Consider the following 22070-nt stretch of genomic DNA (forward strand, 5'->3'; position numbering starts at 1 on the left):
TTGGCTACAAAGATACGACTTTTTTTCGAGAAAGCCAACTTGTTTATGTTTTTTTTTATCCCGTCGGCTAAAATAGATGTCGCTCTGCCTTTCCCGAGTTCATTTCTTCAGTTTACTCTTGTGCTTATTTTTCAGGATTCTCCTTCTTTTTCGATTTTGATTCAGCATCAGAAGTTGCTTTTTTCTCTTCTGTAGCCATTTCAGAAGGAGGATCTTTCTTAAAAGCCGAGACATCATACGGATTAGTCAATTCATACTTTTTCCCCGTTGCTTTTTCATAAGCAGCTACCACAGGATCCTTATGTTCCATTTTTTCAAATACCTTTTTAGCCTGTTGCAGATGCTTCTTATCACGTTTACCCTGTTTATCCATCCAGCCGAAAGCATCAAACCCGATGCCAGCAGATGAAGTTGGCAAAGAGTTTATCTTCTCCTGAATATCCTCTTCCATGTTTTTGATGCCTTCCTGATTCTTGCCCCAAACTGTCACTTCGCCTAATTGTTTGGCATCCGGCAAGAGAAACAGAGTATCCGGCAGTTCCTTGTACCGGATAGTTGCCTTCATAAAACCAGGTTTCGATACGGTTGCTGAATCAAACTGATAGCGCATCGTCCAATAGCCCCGATAATCTGTTCTTGCCCAATGATTGTTATTGGTATGAATAAGCGCTTCACGAATAGGCACATGATTTTCTGCCGATGCGATGACACACGTTTTCTGCGCATAGGCTACCTGCCCTAACATGGCAAGCAATACTGTTAAAACCAATATGATACGCTTCATGCTTTTTCTCTGATTTATATCTTTTCTTTGTACCAGACAAATTACTTCTTCTTAATATGAATCTGATACAAAAGTAATGATTAAATCTGATACTTCATTAAATTTCCCAAGAAGTTTAAGTTCATTTAAAGAGTAATGTAAAAAAATTAAGCGTCTATAACAGTTGGTTTATTTATATAGTATCATTCAAAGGTATATAGTATCATTCAAAGGAAAGATATGGTGTTTTCAAACTAAGAAATATTTTTATAAGTAAAAGCATATAGCCTTTAGAGTTCTTGCATATAGTCTTTTTAGTCAAAACACATAGTTTCCCAGATATTACCACTAGGCTCAGCAGCTCTGCCGAGCCTAGTCAGCAGGTCTGCCGACTGCAGTCAGCACATCTGCCGAGCCTAGTGACAAATCCCAGTAAAAGCAGTTCCGTTACTGCAGAAATAATTCACTTAATTCAATTGAATTCATTTGATTATTCTACTATTCCACGTTGCTCGATTCTCTTAGCCTCTTCAAGAAGCTTGATGGCATCTACATATTGGGCGATGCCCTGAGCCACCTCCTTGGCAGCCTTCATCGCCAGGACTACAGTCTGCGGACGGTGTACCACATCACCTCCGGCGAACACACCGCGACGGGTGGTCATACCGAACGGACGTTCAACAACTTTAACATATCCCTTCTCATCCACCTCGATTCCGGCTGTGGTAGAAACGATACGGTTGGCTGGTCTTGAACCGATGGCGAGATAGATTCTGTCGAATTTTTCTACCCTTTCACCCTCAGGAGTGTTCAGAACACAGCTTCCCAGACGGCCGTTTTTGCCCTTCAGGAAGGCCTCAACGGTAGTTTTCCACTCAAATTTCACGCCTTCCTTCACCGCATCTTCATATTCGCTCTTGATGGCAGGCATCTCTTCCTGGGTCTTACGGTACAGCACGGTAACGTCGGCACCCAGACGGATAGCAGTACGGGCAGCATCCATGGCCACGTTTCCGCCGCCAATGACACCCACCTTCTCGCCATCGCGCAGCGGAACCATGTCGCGGGTCAAAGCGCCTTCGTTATAGGCATTCACGTTATGCAGAAAGTATGTACTCTGGCTCACACCGTGGAGCTTTGAGCCCGGTGTAGAGTCCATGTTCTGAGGCACGCTGGTACCTGTGCCCATAAAGATGGCGTCGTAGCCTGCACGGAACAGACTGTCGATGGTTACATTGTTCTCGCCCACCATGCAGTTGGTGATAAACTGCACGCCGAGGGCAGCAATCTTAGCCACCTCATCGCGCACTACCGACTTAGGCAAGCGATACTCAGGAATACCATACATCAACACGCCTCCCGGCTCAGCCTGGCCCTCGAAAATGGTGACGTTGAAGCCCTGACGCGCCAGATCGCCGGCTACGGTCAAGCCCGCTGGACCCGAACCGATGACTGCCACACGGCCACGTGTTTTCTGTGGCAACATCTCGCGCGAAAGGTTCATTTTGGTATCAAAATCGGCAATAAACTGCTCCAGTTTGCCAATCTGTACCGGTTTGCCTTTCTTTCCGAGCACGCAGTTGCCCTGACACTGTTTCTCATGAGGGCATACACGGCCGCAGATGGCCGGCAGGTTGCTCTTGGCATTGATGATGCTCATCGCCGCACCCATGTTACCCATAGAGAGTTCGTGTACGAAATCAGGTATGTCGTTGCCTATCGGGCATCCCTTCTTGCACTGCGGAATCTTGCAGTGTAGGCAGCGTTTAGCCTCCTCAATGGCCTCACGGGTAGAAAAACCCTCGTTCACTACCTGGAAGGCAGCAGCATCCGCCTGCTGTTCTGTTGTATCAGCCTGCTTAGCATCCTCATTCTGCTTAGCTGCTGTTTCTGTTGTATTCTGCTCAGGGACCTGCGCCTCAGCAGCATTCTTCATATTCTTTGTTTCTTTCTGTTCGCTCATAATAGAACTGCTCTCTTTTTACTGATTCTACAATCTGTTTATTGATTCTACAATCTTTTTTACTGATTCTACAATCTATCCTTTGATTTGTGGGTGCAAAGGTACAAATAATATTTCAGAAATCGCCCCTATCTCCTTACATATTTTCATTTTGCCCCCTTTTTTCCTTATTATCCACCTGCTGGCGCCTTACCGGGGACGCACGCCTGCCTAATCACTAATCACTAATCATTAATCATTAATCACTAATCGGGGGTGGTCATTAAGGTCATTGGTCATTAAGGTCATTAAGCTTTTCCGCTTCCGGCAACATATAAAAAAGACCCTACATTCACATGCAAGGCCTTTAAACAACTTAAATGTTCTGCATTCACATGCAAAACACCAACAACTGGAGGGGGAACATAATAATAAGGGCTCCCCCATTAAATCAACATTTTTATTTTTCTTTAATCTCAATATCTTCCTTCACATGATTACGTATCTTGGTGAGGAAGAGTTTCATACGCTTCGCATCCTTGTGGTCAATGATGTCGATGAGCTCAGCAAGCTCCTCTCTGATCTGTGCCACCTGACCCGATGTGTATGGGTTGAAGAGGATTTCCTGCAGCAGGTAATCATCTTCGTTGAGCACGCCCTTGGCTATCTGCATGTGGCGCTTGAAGGTGGTGCCCGGAGCATCCTGGTGCTTCATCACTGCTGCAAAGGCAAAGGTGCTCACGAAAGGAATACTCAGCGAGTAGGCCACCGTCTGGTCGTGCTCATCAAATGTATACTCATGCAGACTCAACCCCAACTTCTGGTAGAGGTCCTTGAAGAATATCTTGCCCATGTAGTCACCCTCCTTGATGATGACTGCATTCTCCTCTGAAAGCTGGTTCAGATTGGCAAAGGTCGGGCCGAACATAGGGTGCGTGCTCACGAAGCGGAAACCGCTCTTCTCGTAAAACTCCTGCAGTCCGGTCTTTACCGAAGCTATGTCGCTGATAATGCAGTCGTGAGAGAGATGTGGCAACACCTCTTCGAAGGCTGGTAGCGTATATTTTACCGTCACCGCATTGATAACCAGTTCGGGGCGGAACATCTCTATTTCTTCCATCTTGGTGAAGCGGTAACAGTTGTAGGTGAAGCGCAGTCGCTTGGCATCCTTCTCGTAAACCGCCACCTCGTGGTCGAAACTGAGCAGGTCGATGAAGAAACTTCCCATCTTACCTGCTCCCATAATTAATATTCTCATAGCCAGTATCCTTTACTTCTGGTTTAGGATTTCCAACTGCTGGCGGACACTCTCCTCATGGATGTGCTCGAAAATCTGAGCGGCAAACTCAGGGCTCATGCCGCAGAGGGCTGCCTGGGCTCCACGCTTGTCGAGAATCTCGTTGTAACGGCTGGTCTGAACGATGGTCATGTTGTGCTCCTTCTTGTAGGTACCAATCTCGCGGCAAACGCGCATACGCTTAGCCAGGAGATCCATCAGCTGGTTGTCGCACTCGTCAATCTGACCGCGCAGCTGGTGCAGACCCTCTGTAGAATAATGCTCATCGCGCACTACGAGGAGGCTGAGGATGTAATCCAGCACCTCTGGGGTAACCTGCTGCTTGGCATCGCTCCATGCATCGTCTGGGCTGCAGTGGCTCTCAACGATGAGTCCGTCGAAACCTAAGTCCATTGCCTGCTGGCAGAGAGGGGCGATGAGGTCGCGTCGGCCGCCGATGTGGCTAGGGTCGCAGATGATTGGCAACTGTGGTATGCGGCGGTGCAACTCGATAGGAATCTGCCACATAGGAAGGTTGCGGTAAATCTTCTTATCGAAGCTGGAGAATCCGCGGTGGATGGCACCGAGCTTCTTGATGCCTGCCTGGTTGATGCGCTGCAGGGCACCGATCCAAAGCTCGAGGTCTGGGTTTACCGGGTTCTTAACGAGCACAGGCACGTCTACGCCCTGAAGACTGTCGGCAAGTGCCTGCATGGCGAATGGGTTGGCAGATGTACGTGCACCTACCCAGAGAATGTCGATTCCATATTTCAGTGCGAGCTCTACATGCTCTGGGGTAGCCACCTCAGTAGCTGTCAGCATGCCTGTTTCTTCCTTCACCTGCTTCATCCAAGGCAAGGCTGTTTCACCGTTACCCTCGAAGCCTCCCGGTTTGGTGCGTGGCTTCCACACACCTGCGCGGAACATGTGGCAACCTTTGGCAGCCAACTGCTTAGCGGTAGTCATAACCTGCTCTTCTGTCTCTGCCGAGCAAGGGCCGGCAATGACGCAAGGGCGTTCCTGATCACTAGGAAAATTCAATGGTTCTAATTCTAATTCCATAGTCGTATATTTTTATTTTTTACTTTTTACTTTTTTACTTTTCAAAAACCTTCTTGATTCTCTCCAGGGCCTCTTTCATCTTCTCATCCTTGGCACAGAGGCTGATACGGATGTAACGCTTGCCGTTGGTTCCGAAGATGAAGCCAGGGGTGATAAAGACGCGAGCCTCATGCAGAATCTTCTCTGTCAGGTCTTCTACATCAGCATATTTCTCAGGTATCTTGCCCCAAAGGAACATGCCTACCTGGTTAGGGTCAAACTGGCAGTCGAGCACCTTCATGATCTCCTCGGCAATGTCGCGGCGGCGGCGGTAGTTCTGGATGTTGTTCTCGCGGTGCCATTCATCCGTGTTGTTCAACATCGCCTCGGCAGCTGCCAACTGTATGCCTCGGAAGCTTCCGTTGTCAATGTTGCTCTTCACCTTCAGAATCCATGAGATGAAGGTCTTGTTGCTCGAAATCATCGCCACACGCCAGCCTGGCATGTTGTGGCTCTTGCTCAAGGAATTGAACTCGATGCAGCAGTCCTTAGCTCCCGGCACCTGCATGATGCTCATAGGGTGCTCGTTGAGGATGAGCGAATATGGGTTGTCGTTCACCACCACGATGTTGTGCTTCTGGGCGAATGCCACCAGCTTTTCGTAGGTTTCGCGCTTTGCCACACCGCCTGTCGGCATGTTAGGATAGTTGGTCCACATCAGTTTTACGTGGCTCAGGTCCATCTTCTCCAGGGCGTCGAAATCGGGCTGCCATCCGTTATCCTCTCTCAGATCGTAGTAGGTAATCTTGGTACCCAGAATCTTGTTGATGGCGGTGTAGGTAGGGTATCCCGGGTTCGGGATAAGCACCTCATCGCCAGGGTTGCAGAAGGCGAGCGTTACGTGCAGAATGCCTTCCTTGCTACCTATGAGGGGCTGGATTTCGGTAGCCCAGTCGAGGTCTACATCATACCAGCGCTTATAGAAACCAGCCATTGCTTTGCGCAACTCTGGTATGCCCACCGTAGGCTGATATCCGTGTGCGTTTGGATTGTTGGCTACCTCGCAGAGCTTGTCAATGGTCTGCTTAGAAGGCGGCATGTCTGGACTTCCGATGGCCAGACTGATAATGTCTTTGCCCTCGGCATTAAGCTTAGCCACTTCCTTCAGCTTGCGGCTGAAGTAGTATTCCTGTATTTCCGTTACTCTATTGGCTGGTTGTATCATAATTCTTATTTTTAACTGTTAACTATAAACTATCAACTACTCCTTCTCCTCATATTCGCCCAACACCTTTATTTTCTTCACGAGCGGCGTAATGGCGTCGATGCTCTGGCGGTATCGGGTCAGGTTGTCGAAGGTGAGGTCTACGTAGAAGAGGTATTCCCACTCATGTCCGATGTTTGGCAGCGACTGGATCTTGGTGAGATTGATGTCGTAGAAACTCAGGATGGTGAGCACCTTGGAGAGCGATCCCTTATCGTGAGCCAGACTGAAGACGATGCTCGCCTTGTTGGCCTTTTCGATGGGACGGAGCAGGGCTGCCTTCTGCGGATTGCAGACCACGAGGAATCGGGTGTAGTTGTGCGGATTGTCGTGGATGTCTTCCTGCAGCACCTTCATACCGTACATGTGGGCAGCGTAAGAAGAGCAGATGGCTGCCCATCCCCTTACCTTATGCTGGGCGATGTAGGCTGCCGAGCCTGCGGTATCTTCTGCCTCCACCGCCTTGAGGTCGGGATGGTTGGCTAGGAATTTGCCGCACTGCATGAGGGCTACCGGATGGGAGTGAACCTCCTGCAGGGTGCTCCAGTCGTCTTCTGGCAGACAGCAGATGCTGTGCTCTATATGGAGCTTGTGTTCGCCTACCACGGTGGTTCCGCTCTGCCGGAGCAGTTCGTAATTGTGGAGCAGGCTGCCCGCAATGGTGTTTTCTATGGCGCAGATGCCTACTACAGTAGGGTCACGCTTGATGTTTTCGAACACCTCTTCGAAGGTAGCACAACAGATGATTTCAATCTGTTCGCCCTCGAAATACTGGTGGGCGGTAATGTCGTGGAAAGATCCCAGCTCTCCTTGAATTGCTATTCTCTTCATGTTTCTTTTATCTTGTCTAATGTTACGAAAAACGGTCCTACTCAATAAGAGCGGGACCGTTTCGATGATTTCAAGAATCTAATATCCTAAGTTGAAATTTACACGCAACTTCCCGCTTTACAATTATTTGCAAAGTAAAAGTAATAGCTAAAAAAGAATGCGTTAAACTTCTTCATTGTCTTTACATTTTATATGTTACTCACTTTTGTTCTTTCCGAGCCCGTTTCTCCTTTATTATATAAGGAACTTATCTGTGCTCAGATTTTCCCGAGTTCTTCTCTACACCTCTTTTATATATAAGGAGCAGGCAGTGCTCAGATTTCGAGTCTCGACTTGCTAAAATCTCAACTCGACTGCAAAAGTAACATTTTTCTTTGATATTGCCAAACAATTTGATATATTTTTCTTCATTTTCCTTATATTTTATGCTAAAAAACATATTTTCGCCCGATTTTTATCATCAGAATACGGAAAAATGCAGAAAAATGTACTCAAAAGCCAGGCGCTAGGGAGAGACGCAAACGCCGGAATCCGTGAGGCAAGCCCCTTCCTTTATCTGCAATGTTCTCTGCCTTCAGCCTTGAATTCTCCTGTCAGCTCCCCTACTTTCTCCGGGTTCAGCTCCAGGTAGCGCTTCATGTCCTTTCCGGCACCATCCTTGTCGCCCATCTGCATCAGCAGATTGCCGCGCTTCAGGAGATTCGCGCTCAGAGAGGCTTTTACAGACGAGTGTTCCGCAGAATCCTTCTGTTCTGCCAATTCTTTCTCCTGCTCTACAATCTGCTGCGTCAGCGTAGCAAGCAACAGAACAGGGTTTATCTGATTCAAATCCATAACCTTATATTTTTACGAAAAGTTATTCTGTTGTATATCAAGGAGTTAACCCACTTGACGCCCTAAAACAGGGCGTCAAAGTATGAGCCACTCCTTTTATAATAAGGTGTAATTTACTTGATGGCCCCGATAATCTCAGTCACACTCTTGCATCCGTGAGCATCAAGCCACTCATTGATTCCATCCTTCACCTTCTTCGTAACCGCAGGATCAATGAAGTTGGCCGTACCAATCTCAATGGCCGTAGCACCGCACATCAGGAACTCAATGGCATCCTTGGCAGAAGAAATGCCGCCCAGACCAACAACCGGAATGTTTACGGCATGAGCCACATCCCAAACCATGCGCAGGGCAACAGGCTTAACGCAAGGACCACTCAAACCACCCGTACGGATGCTCAAGAGAGGCTGGCGCTTCTCAATGTCCACCGCCATACCCATCAGCGTGTTGATGAGCGAAACAGAATCGGCGCCCTCAGCCTCCACGGCACGGGCGATGTCGGCAATGCTGGTAACATTAGGCGAAAGCTTCACGATGAGGGTCTTCTTATAAACCTTTCTCACCGCCTTCACCACGCTGGCTGCACCCTCGCAGGTTACACCGAAGGCCATGCCGCCATCCTTCACGTTAGGACAGGAGATGTTCAGCTCTATGGCCGGAATCTTATCCAGCTCGTTGATGCGCGCAGCACACTCAGCATAACTCTCAGGCGAATGTCCGCTCACATTGACAATCATATTGGTATCAATGTCCTTGATCTGAGGATAAATGTGAGAGCAGAAATACTCCACACCCTTGTTCTGCAAACCTACGCAGTTGAGCATGCCCTGAGGCGTTTCAGCCATGCGCGGATAGTCGTTTCCCTCGCGCGGTTCCAGGGTAGTGCCCTTCACGATAATACCGCCAATCTCCTCCAGAGGAACGAAATCGGCAAATTCCAATCCGTAGCCGAAAGTACCCGATGCCGTCATCACAGGGTTCTTCAACTCCAAATCCTTTATCTTTACACTTAAATCAGCCATAATCTTCTGTTTTTACTTAAAAATGTTTTTACAAGAAATTAAATTTCCCAAGTAAGTTTCTTGATGTTGATGACAGGTCCATCCTTGCAGACGCACTGGTTACCCTCGGTAGTTTTCTCTACGCAGCAGAGGCAGGCGCCCACGCCGCACGCCATCTTGTTCTCGAGAGAAACCTCACACTCCACGCCAGCCTTCTTGGCAAAGCGAGCCACGCTCACCATCATCGGCTTAGGTCCGCAGGTAGAAATCATATCAAACTTCTCGTTCTCCAAAACAGAGTGGTTGGTAACGAAACCTACCTCGCCAGCCGAGCCATCCTCGGTAGTGATGCATACCTTTCCGATTTTGGCAAACTCATCCAGTTCGAGCAGATCTGTAGCCTTGCGTGCACCCAGCAGGAAAGTAACTTCAGCCCCGAAATCCTTGATGAGTTTTCCGAAATAGAGGAGCGGAGCCACACCTACGCCACCACCTACGAGCAGATATTTCTGGCTCTTCCCGGTAGGCATGGTGAAGCCGTTGCCGAGAGGCAGCATACAGTTGAGCACGTCGCCCTCCTTGAGCTGTCCGAGCTGACGGGTACCATCGCCCACCATTGCTACGAGCAGCCAGAGCTGATTATTTTCACGATCCACGAAATTGATGGAGATAGGACGGCGAAGCATGGTAGTAGGCGAATGGTCTACTCTTACTTCTACGAATTGGCCAGGCAAGATTTCAGGCAAAGGTTTCTCATCGGTAAGCTTAATCAAAACATGCTTATCGCTAAGCGCCTCTACAGAAACCACCTTGAGGTCGAGAACATATTTTTTCATCTTATTGCTAATTTTTAATATGCTTATTATATAATGTACGTATATTATAAAATAGGTACGCGTAGCTTCCGGTTACGCCCACCTACGTTTCTACGATGCAAAGGTACATCAAAAATCCGAATTTACGAAAAGAAAAGAGATATTTTTTCTTTATCGCCGCTCCTATGTGTTTGTTTTAGGGTTCTCCAATCCCTACTTTATTTCTTAGGAACGAAGGTTTCCCAGGTCTGATCATCGTAGAAAATACGGATTTCGTTGATCTTTCTTTGCGGTTTGTCTACATATTTTACCGCCGCTTGGGCGATATTTTTAGGTGTACGATTTACACCCTGCATTTGAGGCTGGTCAAAGAGCGAAGGAGAAGTAGGGGAGGCTGCGGCTCCTTCGGCTCCAAAATCGAGCATAGGCTCGGCAGAGGCGGCTCCAGAAGGCTGACTGCCCTGCTTCATTCCCTCAGCACCACCGGCTGCTCCATCCGTAATGCCCTGATACATGTCTGCAGCACCCTCTTCGCTGCCACCCTGGGAAGCCTGGTTCTGATACATAGGAGGAGTACCGTAGAGTACCCAATAAACGTTTACCTGAGGAAAACTCTTATGGATGCCATCCACAATGCTGAGCGATGGATTGGTCTTCCCGTTGAAAATATTGCTCAGTGTAGCGGTCGAGATTCCGATCATCTGAGCGAAGTTTTGCTGAGTGAGGTGCTGGTCCTCCATCAGCTGTCTGATTCTATCTTTCATGCTCTAAAAATTTTAGCGTTCATTTTTCTACTGATACGATGTTTTATTTCCGAACAAGCCACTTTTAGGCCCTTTTTCGGTTGATTTTACAAAGATAAAGCAAAAATTTAGAATAACCAAACATTTCTGAATAAATTTAGATTTTTAAACTTTAGGTTTCTGTTTATAAATTTGAATTCTACTCACTCCAGTGTTCGGTTTTTTAGGTTTAGTTTTATAAATATAAACCTATCAATCAAAATATATGACGAACCTTTTCTTTATAGATTTAGGCTAAATCACTGGTTATTCATACCATAAACTGCCTAAATAAAGGCATATAGAGCGGTTTATGCAATGTTTACCCAACACCTATGTAAAAGTCTATGGTTTATAAAACAACTAAAATACATAACTAACTGAGTTTCCGTTACTTACAAATTCAAAATATAGTATGAATATTTATTCATTCATAACCATAAACACCCTGTTTTACCTTTATTTTTATAAATATAAAACATAAATTCGTGTATTTAGTTTTCTTGCATTTATGCTTATAAATCAAAATCACCCGTTTTGATTTGTGAATTTAAAAACATAAACTTAGGAAACATAAACCTTAACAAATGCAAACGACCGATTTCAGACAACAGGAAATGGCTAATTTTTCCATTTCTAGCGTATTCCAGCCCATCGGCAAGGAAACGGGCAAATTCGCGAGTAATGAAGAGGGTTAATTTATGTAAGTTACTGATAACCAATAAAGTTAAGTCTATTTTCAGGCGAAACAGGAAAATGGGCATCTAGCTCGAAAAATCGCTTAAATCCCCCATTTTTGCCCAAAAATCGCCCAAAATGAGCCCAGGAAAGCGCCCTAAAAAGAGCCGAAAATCACCTATTTTGGGCAAATTTATAATGCTAAACGCTAGTTGGCTGCTTTCTGGAAACAGGCGGCAAAGAAGGCCGAAAACGGAAACGAGCTCCTGCCGAGAGAAAACTCTCAGCAGGAGCTCGCCTACTCTCCCCCACCTCGCTCTTCAGCATCAGTGAAGGATAAAAAAGATGAGTTCTTTCATCAGTTCACCCACCGGAGTGGATGGATTATCCAGTCCCTTTATCTTCGCATCCACCTCCTTAAACTTCTCAATAATCGCCATCACTTTCACGCCCGTATAGTTCCTCATTCCTGTAATATATTCGCGCGCCGCCCAAGCTCCGCGCAAATCCAGGAATTTTGCGAGCTCATTTTCGTTCTGCCTGTTGGGTGCATAATAAGCAATCATCAGGTTTTGGAAATAAGTAAAGAGCATCGGGAGAAGCGTGAAGAGAGAACCACTCTTCGGATTGCTGTCAAAATAATTTATTATCTGATTTGCCTTGAACACATCGCGGTTGACGATGGCACTTCTCAGCTCGAAGGCATTGAAGTCTTTGCTCACCCCTATTTCTCGCTCCACAATCTCCGGAGTAACACGCCGGTCATTCTCTGGAAGAGAAATGAGCAGTTTGTCGAGCTCGGAAGTGAGTCGGTGCAAATCTGCTCCCACATGATCAGCCACCATCTGAGTAGCCTTGGGTTCTATGGTTGCCTTGCGGGTCTTGAGATATGTCTCGATGAAGCCCGGCAGATTTCGATCGTAGAGTTTCTTGCTCTCAAAAACCACACCCGCCTTGGCAGCGAGGGCAGAAAACTTTTTACGACTGTCGAGCTTGCCGTTTTTATGACAGAAAACAAGGATGGTTGTTTTTACCGGATTTTCGAGGTACTTCTCGAGCGCTTCCAAATTCCGCAAATTCTGAGCCTCTTTCACAACCACCACTCTATACTCCGCCATCATCGGGTAGCCCTTGCACAAATCTGCCACTTGCGCACCCGTAACATCAGCTCCGAAAACCACCGTCTGATTGAAGTCACGCTCCTCGGGCTGGAGCACATTTTCAGAAATGTAGTCGCAGATCTTATCTATATAAAAAGGTTCCTCGCCCATCAGAACATAGACGGGAGAATACTTCCGAGCCTTCAAATCTTTCATGATTGACTCGTAACTTATTGCACTTTTCTTTTCTACCATTGGATTATTTTTTGTAACTTTGCACCCAGCAAACTCTGGGGGTGCGGACAAGCATTTGCTCCGCCTCCAGGTTCGCAGTTTTCTGAGGTGCAGTTTTCAGCTGCACTTCGACTGCAAAGTTACAAAAAATAAATTGAACTGCCTATATAAAAGAGGTAGTTTTTGAAAATGAGGTATGGTTAAAAGAAGAAAAGAAACCATATCGAAAACAGAAAAGAAAGAAATATAACCCCTATATATAATAAGGTATAGAAAAATGATTCGCTTAAATTTGCCATCTTTCGACATCAAGGTTTCGGGCTCAAAACAGCATCCCCAGATACTGGATGTGTTGCGCCGGAAGTTCATCACGCTCACTCCCGAAGAGTGGGTGCGCCAGCATTTCGTTCATTTTCTCATCGAGCACAAGGGGTATCCTGCCTCGCTGCTCGCCAACGAAATCCAGCTGAAATGTGGCGACAAGGTGCTGCGCGCCGACAGTGTACTCTACTCCCGTGAGCTGCAGCCCCGCATGATTATCGAGTACAAAGCCCCTCACATCCCCATCACGCAGAAAGTGTTCGACCAGATTTCGGTCTACAATCTTCTGCTCCATGTCGACTTTCTGGTGGTGAGCAACGGGCTGGAGCATTACATCTGCAAGATGGATTATAAAAGCCTTAATTCCGCAACACTATAGTTTAATATTATTTATAAGTGCCTGAGCAACAAAAAAGTTACCCAGGATTTTGCCATGTCAGAATTTTCACTTACCTTAGTGTTGCGAAAAGAAGACAAGCAAAACTCTAATATGACATGGCAAAGATACAAATAAAATCTGAGAAACTCACTCCTTTTGGGGGAATTTTTTCGATTATGGAGCAATTTGATGCTCTTTTAGCTCAAACCATAGATTCCACCTTGGGATTGAGATGCACTATGTTTGGTTATCAATATAGCGAGATTCTACGCTCTCTGATGTGCGTATATCTTTGTGGTGGCTCATGCATTGAGGATGTTACAACTCACCTGATGAAACATTTGTCTCTTCATCCAACTCTTCGCACTTGCAGCGCAGACACCATATTACGTGCTATCGAAGAACTGACTTTTAAGAGCATCACCTATAAGTCTGCTTCTGGCAAATCCTATGATTTCAATACTGCAGACAAGATGAACTGCTTACTGGTCAATGCCCTGCTTGCTACTGGTCAATTGAAATCCGGTCAAGAGTATGATTTTGACTTTGACCATCAGTTCATTGAAACAGAGAAGTATGATGCAAAACCAACCTACAAGAAGTTCTTGGGCTATAGTCCAGGCGTAGCTGTCATTAACGACATGATTGTTGGTATTGAAAATAGAGACGGCAACACAAACGTACGCTTCAACCAAAAAGAAACTTTGGAAAGAATCTTCAAGCGATTGGAGGCTTCGGAAATATATATTTCTCGTGCCCGCATGGATTGCGGCTCATGTTCGGAGGAAATCGTAGATATGGTAGAGGCTCATTGCAGGCATTTTTATATTCGTGCCAACAGATGCTCTTCTTTCTACGATTCCATGTTTGCCTTAACTGGATGGAAAACTGTTGAAATCAACGGTATTGAGTTTGAGTTGAATTCTATCCTTGTTGAGAAATGGAAAGGAAAACCGTATCGTCTTGTCATACAGAGACAAAGGCGAATAGATGGAGACCTTGACATTTGGGAAGGCGAATATACCTACAGATGTATACTGACTAACGATTACAAGTCGAGTGCAAGAGACATCGTGGAATTCTACAATCTTCGTGGTGGCAAGGAACGCATCTTCGATGACATGAACAATGGCTTTGGCTGGAATCGATTGCCAAAATCGTTCATGGCACAGAATACTGTATTCCTGCTTATGACAGCTCTCATCAGAAACTTCTACAAAGCTATTATGCAGAGATTGAAAACCCATGAATTTGGATTGCGTGCCACCAGCAGAATCAAGACCTTTGTTTTCAAGTTCATCTCTGTTCCTGCGAAATGGATTAAGACATCACGTAGGCATGTATTGAACATTTACTCAGACAACAATGCTTATGCCAACCTGTTCAAGACAGACTTTGGTTAAAGACCATGCTTTTCTGGTTAAACCAGCGTATTACCTCAAGTCGCTTTATGGGGTAAGGGGATTTTGTGTCTGCGACATTTCTGTTGTGCAAGAAATATGTACAATAAAATGAATTTTGTCGCTTTGCAAGCAAAATCCCACTAAACCCTATAGGTTGCGGATTTGAGGAAAAGTAAAAAATATGTATTTTTAGAGACTATTCCCGATTATTCCGATTTATTGACATTATGAGAGTGTCGGGAGATAGTTCGGAAGTTTTTAAACAGAGTTTCCCCAGCCTTCAAAATTTGCGAATTTCCGCCCAACCGGCCATTCGTTTTAGAATTCGCGAATTTTGGAGGCCTTTTTCTGCCTCCTTTTCCTCTCCCTTTTTGAGTACTCCTTTTCCTCTCCCTTTTTGAGCACTCCTTTTCCTCCCATCCCCTTTCTCGCGTTATTTTTTAATAAAAAAACCATTTTCATTTTGTAGTCTCCTCCTTTTATACTATCTTTGCATAAGATAAGCTGCACTCGGCAATTTGAAAGCAAGCTTTCATTGCTCTCGTTTGCATTATCTTTGCAACTAATATATATATATATTAAGGTATAGACTGCCTAAAAGAACAGAAAGAAATGGAGAATAAAAAGATAAAAATAGCCGTAGCCGGAACAGGATATGTAGGCCTGAGCATCGCTACCCTGCTGAGCCAGCATCATGAGGTGGTGGCCGTAGACGTGATACCCGAAAAGGTGGAGCTCATCAACTCGCGCCGCTCGCCTATCCAGGACGAATACATAGAGAAATATCTGGCTGAAAAGGAACTCAACCTCAAAGCCACAACCGATGGAGAAGAAGCCTATAAGGATGCCGACTTCGTAGTGATTGCCACACCAACCAACTATGATCCGGTGAAAAACTACTTCGATACCTCGCATGTAGAAGAAGTCATCCGTCTGGTGATGCAGGTGAATCCCGATGCCATCATGGTCATCAAGAGCACCATTCCGGTAGGCTACACCGAAAGCATCCGCCAGAAGACGGGCAGCAAGAACATCATCTTCGCTCCTGAATTCCTGCGCGAGAGCAAGGCTCTCTACGACAACCTCTACCCGAGCCGCATCATCGTGGGCAGACCGAACGGTGACGAGCGACTGGACCAGGCAGCCCGCACCTTTGCAGAACTGCTGAAAGAGGGAGCCATCAAGCAAGACATAGAAACCCTGTTCATGGGACTTACCGAGGCAGAGGCGGTGAAACTCTTCGCCAACACCTACCTCGCCCTGCGCGTGAGCTACTTCAACGAGCTGGATACCTACGCCGAAATGAAGGGCCTCGACACCAAGGCGATTATCGACGGAGTGGGTCTGGACCCTCGCATCGGCACCTTCTACAACAACCCTTCCTTCGGATACGGCGGCTACTGTCTGCCGAAAGATACCAAGCAGCTGCTCGCCAACTACGCCGATGTGCCTGAGAACCTGATTCAGGCGATTGTGGAGAGCAACCGCACCCGCAAGGATTTCATCGCCGACCGCGTGCTGAACATGGCCGGCTACTACGATTATGCCAACCAGAACAACTTCAGCGAGGAGGAAGAGAAGCCTTGCACCATCGGCGTATACCGCCTCACGATGAAGAGCAACAGCGACAACTTCCGCCAGAGCAGCATACAGGGCGTGATGAAGCGCATCAAGGCAAAGGGCGCGCAGGTTATCATCTACGAACCTACGCTGAAAGACGGAACCACCTTCTTCGGAAGCCGCATCGTAAACAACCTGGATGCCTTCAAGCAGCAGAGCCAGGCCATCATCGCCAACCGGTATGACAAGTGTCTGGATGATGTAGAAGAGAAGGTTTACACCCGCGATATTTTCAGAAGAGACTGATCTGAACAGAAAGTTAATAGTTAAAAGTTAACAGTTGAAAGCTGAAAGCTGAAGACGGAAAATAGGAAAACAATAATATTTATAATAAAGAGAAAAATAAGAAATGGCAAAATTAGTAATCAATTCCTACGAGGAATTTGCATCTCACCTCGGTGAGAAGTTAGGAGAATCAGACTGGTTGCAGATTGACCAGGACCGTATCAACAAGTTCGCAGACGCTACACTCGACCCACAGTGGATCCACGTAGACGTAGAGCGCGCCAAGGTAGAGAGCCCTTACCACAGCACCATTGCTCACGGTTACCTCACCCTCTCAGTACTCCCATACCTCTGGCAGCAGATTATCGAGGTAAACAACCTCAAGATGCTCGTAAACTACGGCATGGACAAGATGAAGTTCGGTCAGCCAGTCATCACCGGTTCACGCGTGCGCCTGGTAGCCACTCTCCACGACATCCAGAACATCCGTGGCATCTGCAAGACCAGCATCAAGTTTGACATCGAAATAGAAGGTCAGCGCAAGCCAGCCCTCTCAGGCATCGCTTCTTTCCTCTACTATTTCAACAACTAAAAGATGGCAGCAGGTAAATGGATTGGTGGTGTGCTCGGTTTCATCACAGCCGGTCCGCTGGGAGCCCTGGCAGGTTATGCCCTCGGTTCGCTCTTTGAGCACGGACTGGATGCGGTAAACCGCGACGGCGACCACCGTTACAACAACGCCTACGATGCCTACAGCGGCAACCAGAGCTACGGCAACCAGAGCTACGGCAACCAGAGCTACGGCCGCCAGCAGAGCTATGAGGGAGAGCGAAACTCCTTCATGTTTTCGCTGCTGGTGCTCAGCTCCTACATCATCAATGCAGATGGCAAGATCATGCATTCCGAGATGGAGATGGTGCGCCGCTTCCTGCGTCAGAATTTCGGCGAGGCAGCCAAGCAGCAGGGCGAGGAAATCCTCCTCAAACTCTTCGAACAGCAGAAGCAGATGGGCATGCAGCAGTACCGTTCGGTGATACAGGACAGCTGTCATCAGATACGTTCCAACATGATGTATGAGCAGCGCCTGCAGTTGCTCAATTTCCTCGTCATGATAGCCCAGGCCGATGGAGTTGTGAATTCTCAGGAGATTCAGGCGCTCAAGGAGATGGCCATCCACATGGGTCTTTCTGCCGAGGATGTAGACCAGATGTTGAATCTGGAGAGCGGGGCTTCTTCAGCAGGCAGTCTGGATGATGCCTACCGTGTTCTGGGTATCAGTCCTGACGCCTCAAACGATGAGGTGAAGGCCGCATACCGCAAGATGGCACTCAAGCATCATCCTGACAAGGTAGCAGCCCTAGGCGAAGATGTGCGCCGTGCAGCCGAGAAGAAATTCCAGGAAATCAACGACGCCAAAGACCGCATCTACAAGGCAAGAGGAATCTAAAAAAGAGAGGAATCTAGAAAAAAAGACAGATTTCTCATCTGCCTGAAACGGAAAAAAATAAAGGCTCGCCAAGCAATTTTGGCGAGCCTTCATTGTATCTTTTAATCCTCATCCTCAGTCTTTCTTCTGCGGATAGCGCGCTTGCGCTTTGGCTTCTCCTCAGTCTTAGGAGACTCAATCTTAACACCAGCCAATTCTGGGTCGATGAGGATACGGCCACAATACTCACAAGGGATAATCTTCTTGTGCATCTTGATATCGAGCTGGCGCTGAGGTGGAATCTTGTTGAAGCAACCGCCACATGCATCACGCTGCACGTAAACGATACCCAAACCGTTGCGGGCACCATTACGGATGCGCTTGAAGCTCTGGAGCAAACGTGGCTCAATCTTCTTCTCGAGCTCGAATGCCTTCTCCTTCAAATTCTCCTCTTCCTCACGGGTTTCAGCCATGATAGACTCAAGCTCAGAACGCTTCATTACCAAGCCCTTCTCGCGGTCTGCCTTCTGGTCCTCAGCCTTGTGAAGGTCGTACAGGCGCTCGTTGATTGTCTGCTGCGCCTCGCGGATCTTCTTGCTGCAAAGTTCGATTTCCAGCTCCTGGAACTCGATTTCCTTGCTCAAAGTATCATACTCGCGGTTGTTGCTAACCATTTCGAGCTGCTTCTTATAACGCTCCACGCTAGCCTGAGCCTCCTCAATCTCGTGCTGCTTCTGATCGATGGCGCGGTCAAACTGCTCAATATCGGTCTGGATTTTCTCGATACGGGTGGTAAGACCAGCAATATCGTCTTCCAAATCCTGAACTTCGAGAGGCAACTCACCTCTCAACGCACGCTTTTCATCAATTGCAGACAAGGTGGTCTGAAGCTGATAGAGAGCCTTCAACTTCTCTTCCACTGTCAAATCTGTAGGATCTTTCTTTGCCATAACTTTATTTTTTTTAATGTTGAATGTTAAATGTTGAATGTTGAATGAGGCTTGCGCCCTTCCAACCTATAAATACAATATCGGATTCGTATTTATCTCCGAGATGCAGCATTTGGCATCAGGGAAATTCTCCTGGATGATGCTGCGGAAGATTTCGCCCGTAAACTGCTCACTCTGATAGTGGCCGATGACGCAGATCTGAATCTCCTGCTCGTGGCCGAAATACTCGTGATAACTCATCTCGCCCGTGATGAAGGCATCGGCACCTGCCTTGATGGCTGCGTCGAGCAAGAAAGCACCTGCTCCACCGCAGAGTGCCACCTTCCTGATAGGACGTCGAAGCAACTGGTTGCACTGCACGCACTCCACGCCAAACCGCTCCTTGAGCATCAGCACCAAGTCGTCGGCTGCCAGGTCCTCAGCCACCTCTCCGATGACGCCCTCGCCGCCCTTCACGCCGTCCACTTCCTTCTCGCCAGCAAAGAACTGCACGTTTCGCAGTCCCAGTTTCTCGGCAATCTTGAAGTTCACGCCGCCCGCAGCCGCATCCATGTTGGTATGCATTGCCACGATGGTAATATCATTCTTAATCGCCTTGCGCACGGTACGCTGCACGTAGTTCTCGTCCGAGATTCTCGCCAGTTTGCGGAATATCAGCGGATGATGGCTCACGATGAGGTTACATCCCTTCTGGATGGCCTCTTCAACCACAGCTTCAGTAACGTCAAGACACAACAATGCCCCTGACATTTCTACCGCCTCTGTCAATCCAACTTGCAGGCCGGCATTATCATATCCTTCCTGCAAGGGCAGAGGCGCGTAATGTTCAAGGGCATCAACTACCTGTTTAATTTTCACGCTCCTATTCAATATTTTATTTTTAGACTGCAAAGTTACTCATTTTTCCCCGATTTTATCTCCATACAGCCCTCTGTTTAAACTTTTTTAATACAAAGTTTCGCTTTTGCGCAAAATATTTCACAAAAACAGCCGATAGTTGTAGATTTTTTATTAATTTTGCAAGCATACTTCATAAAAGCAGAACGGAGCCCGTCCCCAAGGAAAGGTTCCCGATGAAGAACAGAGTATAATAAATTGGTTTAGAACATCGTATCATAAAAATAGTATAGCTTATGCATCAATCTACATTACCCTGCGATTTCGCACTCCCTGCCGAATGGGAGCCACAGAGCGCCATCATGCTCACCTGGCCACATGCCGGCACCGACTGGAAGCCGTATCTGCCTGAAATTACAGATACTTATCTCGAACTGGCAGATATCATCACGCGCTACGAGCAGCTGCTTGTGGCTACACCTGATGTGCCCGCCACCCGATACCAGCTCAAGAAAAAGCTCTCTGCCGAGCAGATGAGCCGCGTGCTGCTCTACGAGGTAGAAAGCAATGATACCTGGGTGCGCGACCACGGCCCCCTCACCATGGTGCTGCGCAGAAAGCAGAACACCTGGATGGTGCCTTACCGCATACTCGACTTCAAGTTCAACGGCTGGGGCGAAAAGTTCAGATGGGAGAAGGATAATGCCATCACCCTGCAACTATACTATCAGGCAGCCTTCAATGCCGATATAGAGAACCACCAGGGCTTCGTGCTCGAAGGAGGAAGCATCGAGAGCGACGGAAAGGGTACACTCTTCACCACCTCTCAGTGCCTGCAGGCGCCTCACCGCAACCAGCCGCTCGACCACGACAGCATCGACCATCTGCTGCAGACTTTCTTCCAGCTCAAGCGAGTCGTCTGGCTGGATCACGGCAATCTGATAGGCGATGATACCGACGGCCACATCGACACCATCGTGAGAGTGGCTCCACACGACACCTTATTATATGTAGGCTGCGATAATCCGGAAGATGAGCAGTATGAAGACTTCCAGGCGCTGGAAAAGCAGCTCAAGGGCCTCTTCACCTGGGAGGGATACCCTTACCGCTTGCTCAAACTGCCGATGCCCGACCCTATCTATGATGAGGGCGACTGCCTCACCACCAACCCGGAGAGCGAGGGCGACCGCCTGCCTGCCACCTATGCCAACTTCCTGATACTCAACAAGGCTGTGATTTATCCAACCTATAATCAGCCGGAAAAGGACGAGGAGGCACGCAAGCAGATTCAGCTCGCCTTCCCCGACCGCGAAATCATCGGTGTAGATTCGCAGACCATCATCCGCCAGCATGGCAGTATCCACTGCATCACCATGCAGTTGCCCGAGGGAGCCCTCAGAGACTCAACATTCCACATTTAACATTCAACATTTAACATTAAAAGCAAAAAATGAAAGTCGGTTTATTACAACTTCATAATACGGCAGATATCGCCAACAACAAGCAGCGCCTGGCAGAAGGCATCATCGACCTCGCCCATCGCGGCGCAGAGCTCATCGTGCTTCAGGAGCTTCATAACTCCCTCTATTTCTGTCAGGTAGAGGATGTTGACCTCTTCGACCTGGCAGAGCCTATTCCGGGTCCTTCGACCGATTTCTACGGCAAGCTTGCCAAGGATCTCGGCGTCGTCATCGTCACCTCCCTCTTCGAGCGCCGCGCTCCGGGGCTCTACCACAATACGGCGGTAGTGATGGAGAAGGATGGAAGCATTGCCGGAAAATACCGCAAGATGCACATCCCCGACGATCCTGCCTACTACGAGAAGTTCTATTTCACTCCGGGCGACCTCGGTTTTCACCCTATCCAGACCTCTGTAGGCAAGCTCGGCGTGCTGGTTTGCTGGGACCAGTGGTATCCCGAAGCAGCCCGTCTGATGGCGCTGCAGGGAGCCGAAATGCTCATCTATCCTACCGCCATCGGCTATGCCACCTATGATACCGAGGAGGAGCAGCAGCGCCAGCGCGAGGCGTGGACTACCGTGATGCGAGGCCATGCCGTAGCCAACGGATTGCCGGTCATCGCCGTAAACCGCGTAGGTTTCGAGCCTGATCCTAGCGGTCAGACCGAGGGCATCCAGTTCTGGGGCAGCAGTTTCATTGCCGGTCCTCAGGGCGAGCTCTACTACCGTGCCAGCGATCAGGAAGAAGAGAGCCTGGTAGTAGATATCGACCTGAAGCACAGCGAGAATGTGCGCCGCTGGTGGCCATTCCTCCGCGACCGCCGCATCGAGAACTACGGAGATATTACCAGGCGATTTATCGATTAAACCATTTTTTTTGCCGGAAATT

The 22070-nt window shown here is 47.8% G+C and carries 21 protein-coding genes; 7 read left to right on the plus strand and 14 right to left on the minus strand.

Features of this window, described 5'->3' with window-relative positions; translation table 11 throughout:
• Positions 1–124: 124 nt before the first annotated feature.
• From FO447_RS07200 to holA, 11 genes are all read right to left on the minus strand, one after another.
• Positions 125–784, minus strand: coding sequence for a hypothetical protein (locus FO447_RS07200; RefSeq protein ID WP_147347019.1), 660 nt, complete (start codon positions 782–784; stop codon positions 125–127).
• 469 nt (positions 785–1253) lie between these two features.
• Positions 1254–2726, minus strand: a complete 1473-nt coding sequence (locus FO447_RS07205) for an NAD(P)-dependent oxidoreductase (RefSeq protein ID WP_233338401.1) — start codon at positions 2724–2726, stop codon at positions 1254–1256.
• Positions 2727–3165: 439 nt separating this feature from the next.
• A complete protein-coding gene (locus tag FO447_RS07210) occupies positions 3166–3963 on the minus strand; it encodes a prephenate dehydrogenase/arogenate dehydrogenase family protein (protein ID WP_022120890.1) in 798 nt (265 codons plus the stop codon).
• Between the two features lie 12 nt (positions 3964–3975).
• On the minus strand, positions 3976–5043 hold the full coding sequence (locus FO447_RS07215) for a bifunctional 3-deoxy-7-phosphoheptulonate synthase/chorismate mutase type II (RefSeq protein WP_117728074.1): 1068 nt from the start codon (positions 5041–5043) through the stop codon (positions 3976–3978).
• A 34-nt stretch (positions 5044–5077) separates the two neighbouring features.
• Complete coding sequence (locus FO447_RS07220; protein WP_022120892.1) at positions 5078–6247, minus strand: pyridoxal phosphate-dependent aminotransferase; 1170 nt, start codon at positions 6245–6247, stop codon at positions 5078–5080.
• A gap of 36 nt (positions 6248–6283) precedes the next feature.
• A complete protein-coding gene (locus FO447_RS07225; RefSeq protein WP_006847366.1) occupies positions 6284–7117 on the minus strand; it encodes a prephenate dehydratase in 834 nt (277 codons plus the stop codon).
• 552 nt (positions 7118–7669) lie between these two features.
• Complete coding sequence (locus tag FO447_RS07230) at positions 7670–7951, minus strand: hypothetical protein (protein ID WP_006847364.1); 282 nt, start codon at positions 7949–7951, stop codon at positions 7670–7672.
• A 113-nt stretch (positions 7952–8064) separates the two neighbouring features.
• On the minus strand, positions 8065–8973 hold the full coding sequence (locus FO447_RS07235; protein ID WP_117692223.1) for a dihydroorotate dehydrogenase: 909 nt from the start codon (positions 8971–8973) through the stop codon (positions 8065–8067).
• Positions 8974–9011: 38 nt separating this feature from the next.
• The gene (locus tag FO447_RS07240) at positions 9012–9788 is read right to left on the minus strand and encodes a dihydroorotate dehydrogenase electron transfer subunit (RefSeq protein ID WP_006847362.1); all 777 of its coding nucleotides are present in this window, start codon (positions 9786–9788) and stop codon (positions 9012–9014) included.
• Positions 9789–9985: 197 nt separating this feature from the next.
• A complete protein-coding gene (locus tag FO447_RS07245; RefSeq protein WP_200758258.1) occupies positions 9986–10531 on the minus strand; it encodes a helix-turn-helix transcriptional regulator in 546 nt (181 codons plus the stop codon).
• A gap of 1022 nt (positions 10532–11553) precedes the next feature.
• The gene (holA, locus tag FO447_RS07250; protein ID WP_022120898.1) at positions 11554–12582 is read right to left on the minus strand and encodes a DNA polymerase III subunit delta; all 1029 of its coding nucleotides are present in this window, start codon (positions 12580–12582) and stop codon (positions 11554–11556) included.
• A 256-nt stretch (positions 12583–12838) separates the two neighbouring features.
• Between holA and FO447_RS07255 the strand changes: the two genes are divergently transcribed.
• Both FO447_RS07255 and FO447_RS07260 read left to right on the plus strand, forming a co-directional pair.
• Positions 12839–13261, plus strand: a complete 423-nt coding sequence (locus tag FO447_RS07255; RefSeq protein WP_200758260.1) for a type I restriction enzyme HsdR N-terminal domain-containing protein — start codon at positions 12839–12841, stop codon at positions 13259–13261.
• A 116-nt stretch (positions 13262–13377) separates the two neighbouring features.
• On the plus strand, positions 13378–14664 hold the full coding sequence (locus FO447_RS07260) for an IS1380 family transposase (RefSeq protein ID WP_200756500.1): 1287 nt from the start codon (positions 13378–13380) through the stop codon (positions 14662–14664).
• A 318-nt stretch (positions 14665–14982) separates the two neighbouring features.
• Here FO447_RS07260 and FO447_RS07265 read toward each other — a convergent pair whose 3' ends face one another.
• On the minus strand, positions 14983–15126 hold the full coding sequence (locus tag FO447_RS07265; protein ID WP_200758262.1) for a hypothetical protein: 144 nt from the start codon (positions 15124–15126) through the stop codon (positions 14983–14985).
• Positions 15127–15276: 150 nt separating this feature from the next.
• Here FO447_RS07265 and FO447_RS07270 point away from each other — a divergent pair, with 150 nt between their 5' ends.
• The 3 genes from FO447_RS07270 to FO447_RS07280 all read left to right on the plus strand — a co-directional run bounded on the left by FO447_RS07270 (position 15277) and on the right by FO447_RS07280 (position 17956).
• The gene (locus FO447_RS07270) at positions 15277–16530 is read left to right on the plus strand and encodes a nucleotide sugar dehydrogenase (RefSeq protein ID WP_117728078.1); all 1254 of its coding nucleotides are present in this window, start codon (positions 15277–15279) and stop codon (positions 16528–16530) included.
• 103 nt (positions 16531–16633) lie between these two features.
• Positions 16634–17101, plus strand: coding sequence for a MaoC family dehydratase (locus FO447_RS07275; protein WP_006847353.1), 468 nt, complete (start codon positions 16634–16636; stop codon positions 17099–17101).
• A 3-nt stretch (positions 17102–17104) separates the two neighbouring features.
• Positions 17105–17956 (plus strand): TerB family tellurite resistance protein, encoded by an 852-nt coding sequence (locus tag FO447_RS07280; RefSeq protein ID WP_200758264.1) that lies wholly within the window; start codon positions 17105–17107, stop codon positions 17954–17956.
• A gap of 101 nt (positions 17957–18057) precedes the next feature.
• Here the strand turns inward: FO447_RS07280 and FO447_RS07285 are convergent, their stop codons facing one another.
• Both FO447_RS07285 and FO447_RS07290 read right to left on the minus strand, forming a co-directional pair.
• Entirely contained in the window at positions 18058–18885 is an 828-nt protein-coding gene (locus tag FO447_RS07285) for a zinc ribbon domain-containing protein (RefSeq protein ID WP_117728080.1), read from the minus strand.
• A gap of 66 nt (positions 18886–18951) precedes the next feature.
• Entirely contained in the window at positions 18952–19743 is a 792-nt protein-coding gene (locus FO447_RS07290; protein ID WP_200758269.1) for a Nif3-like dinuclear metal center hexameric protein, read from the minus strand.
• A 275-nt stretch (positions 19744–20018) separates the two neighbouring features.
• On the opposite strand from FO447_RS07290, the gene FO447_RS07295 reads away from it, so the two are divergent.
• Complete coding sequence (locus tag FO447_RS07295) at positions 20019–21143, plus strand: agmatine deiminase family protein (protein WP_200758270.1); 1125 nt, start codon at positions 20019–20021, stop codon at positions 21141–21143.
• Between the two features lie 29 nt (positions 21144–21172).
• Positions 21173–22048: a carbon-nitrogen hydrolase gene (locus FO447_RS07300; RefSeq protein ID WP_117692210.1), complete on the plus strand. Its 876-nt coding sequence runs from the start codon at positions 21173–21175 to the stop codon at positions 22046–22048.
• The last annotated feature ends 22 nt before the right edge of the window (positions 22049–22070 follow it).

This window comes from Segatella copri (assembly GCF_015074785.1).
GTDB lineage: Bacteria > Bacteroidota > Bacteroidia > Bacteroidales > Bacteroidaceae > Prevotella.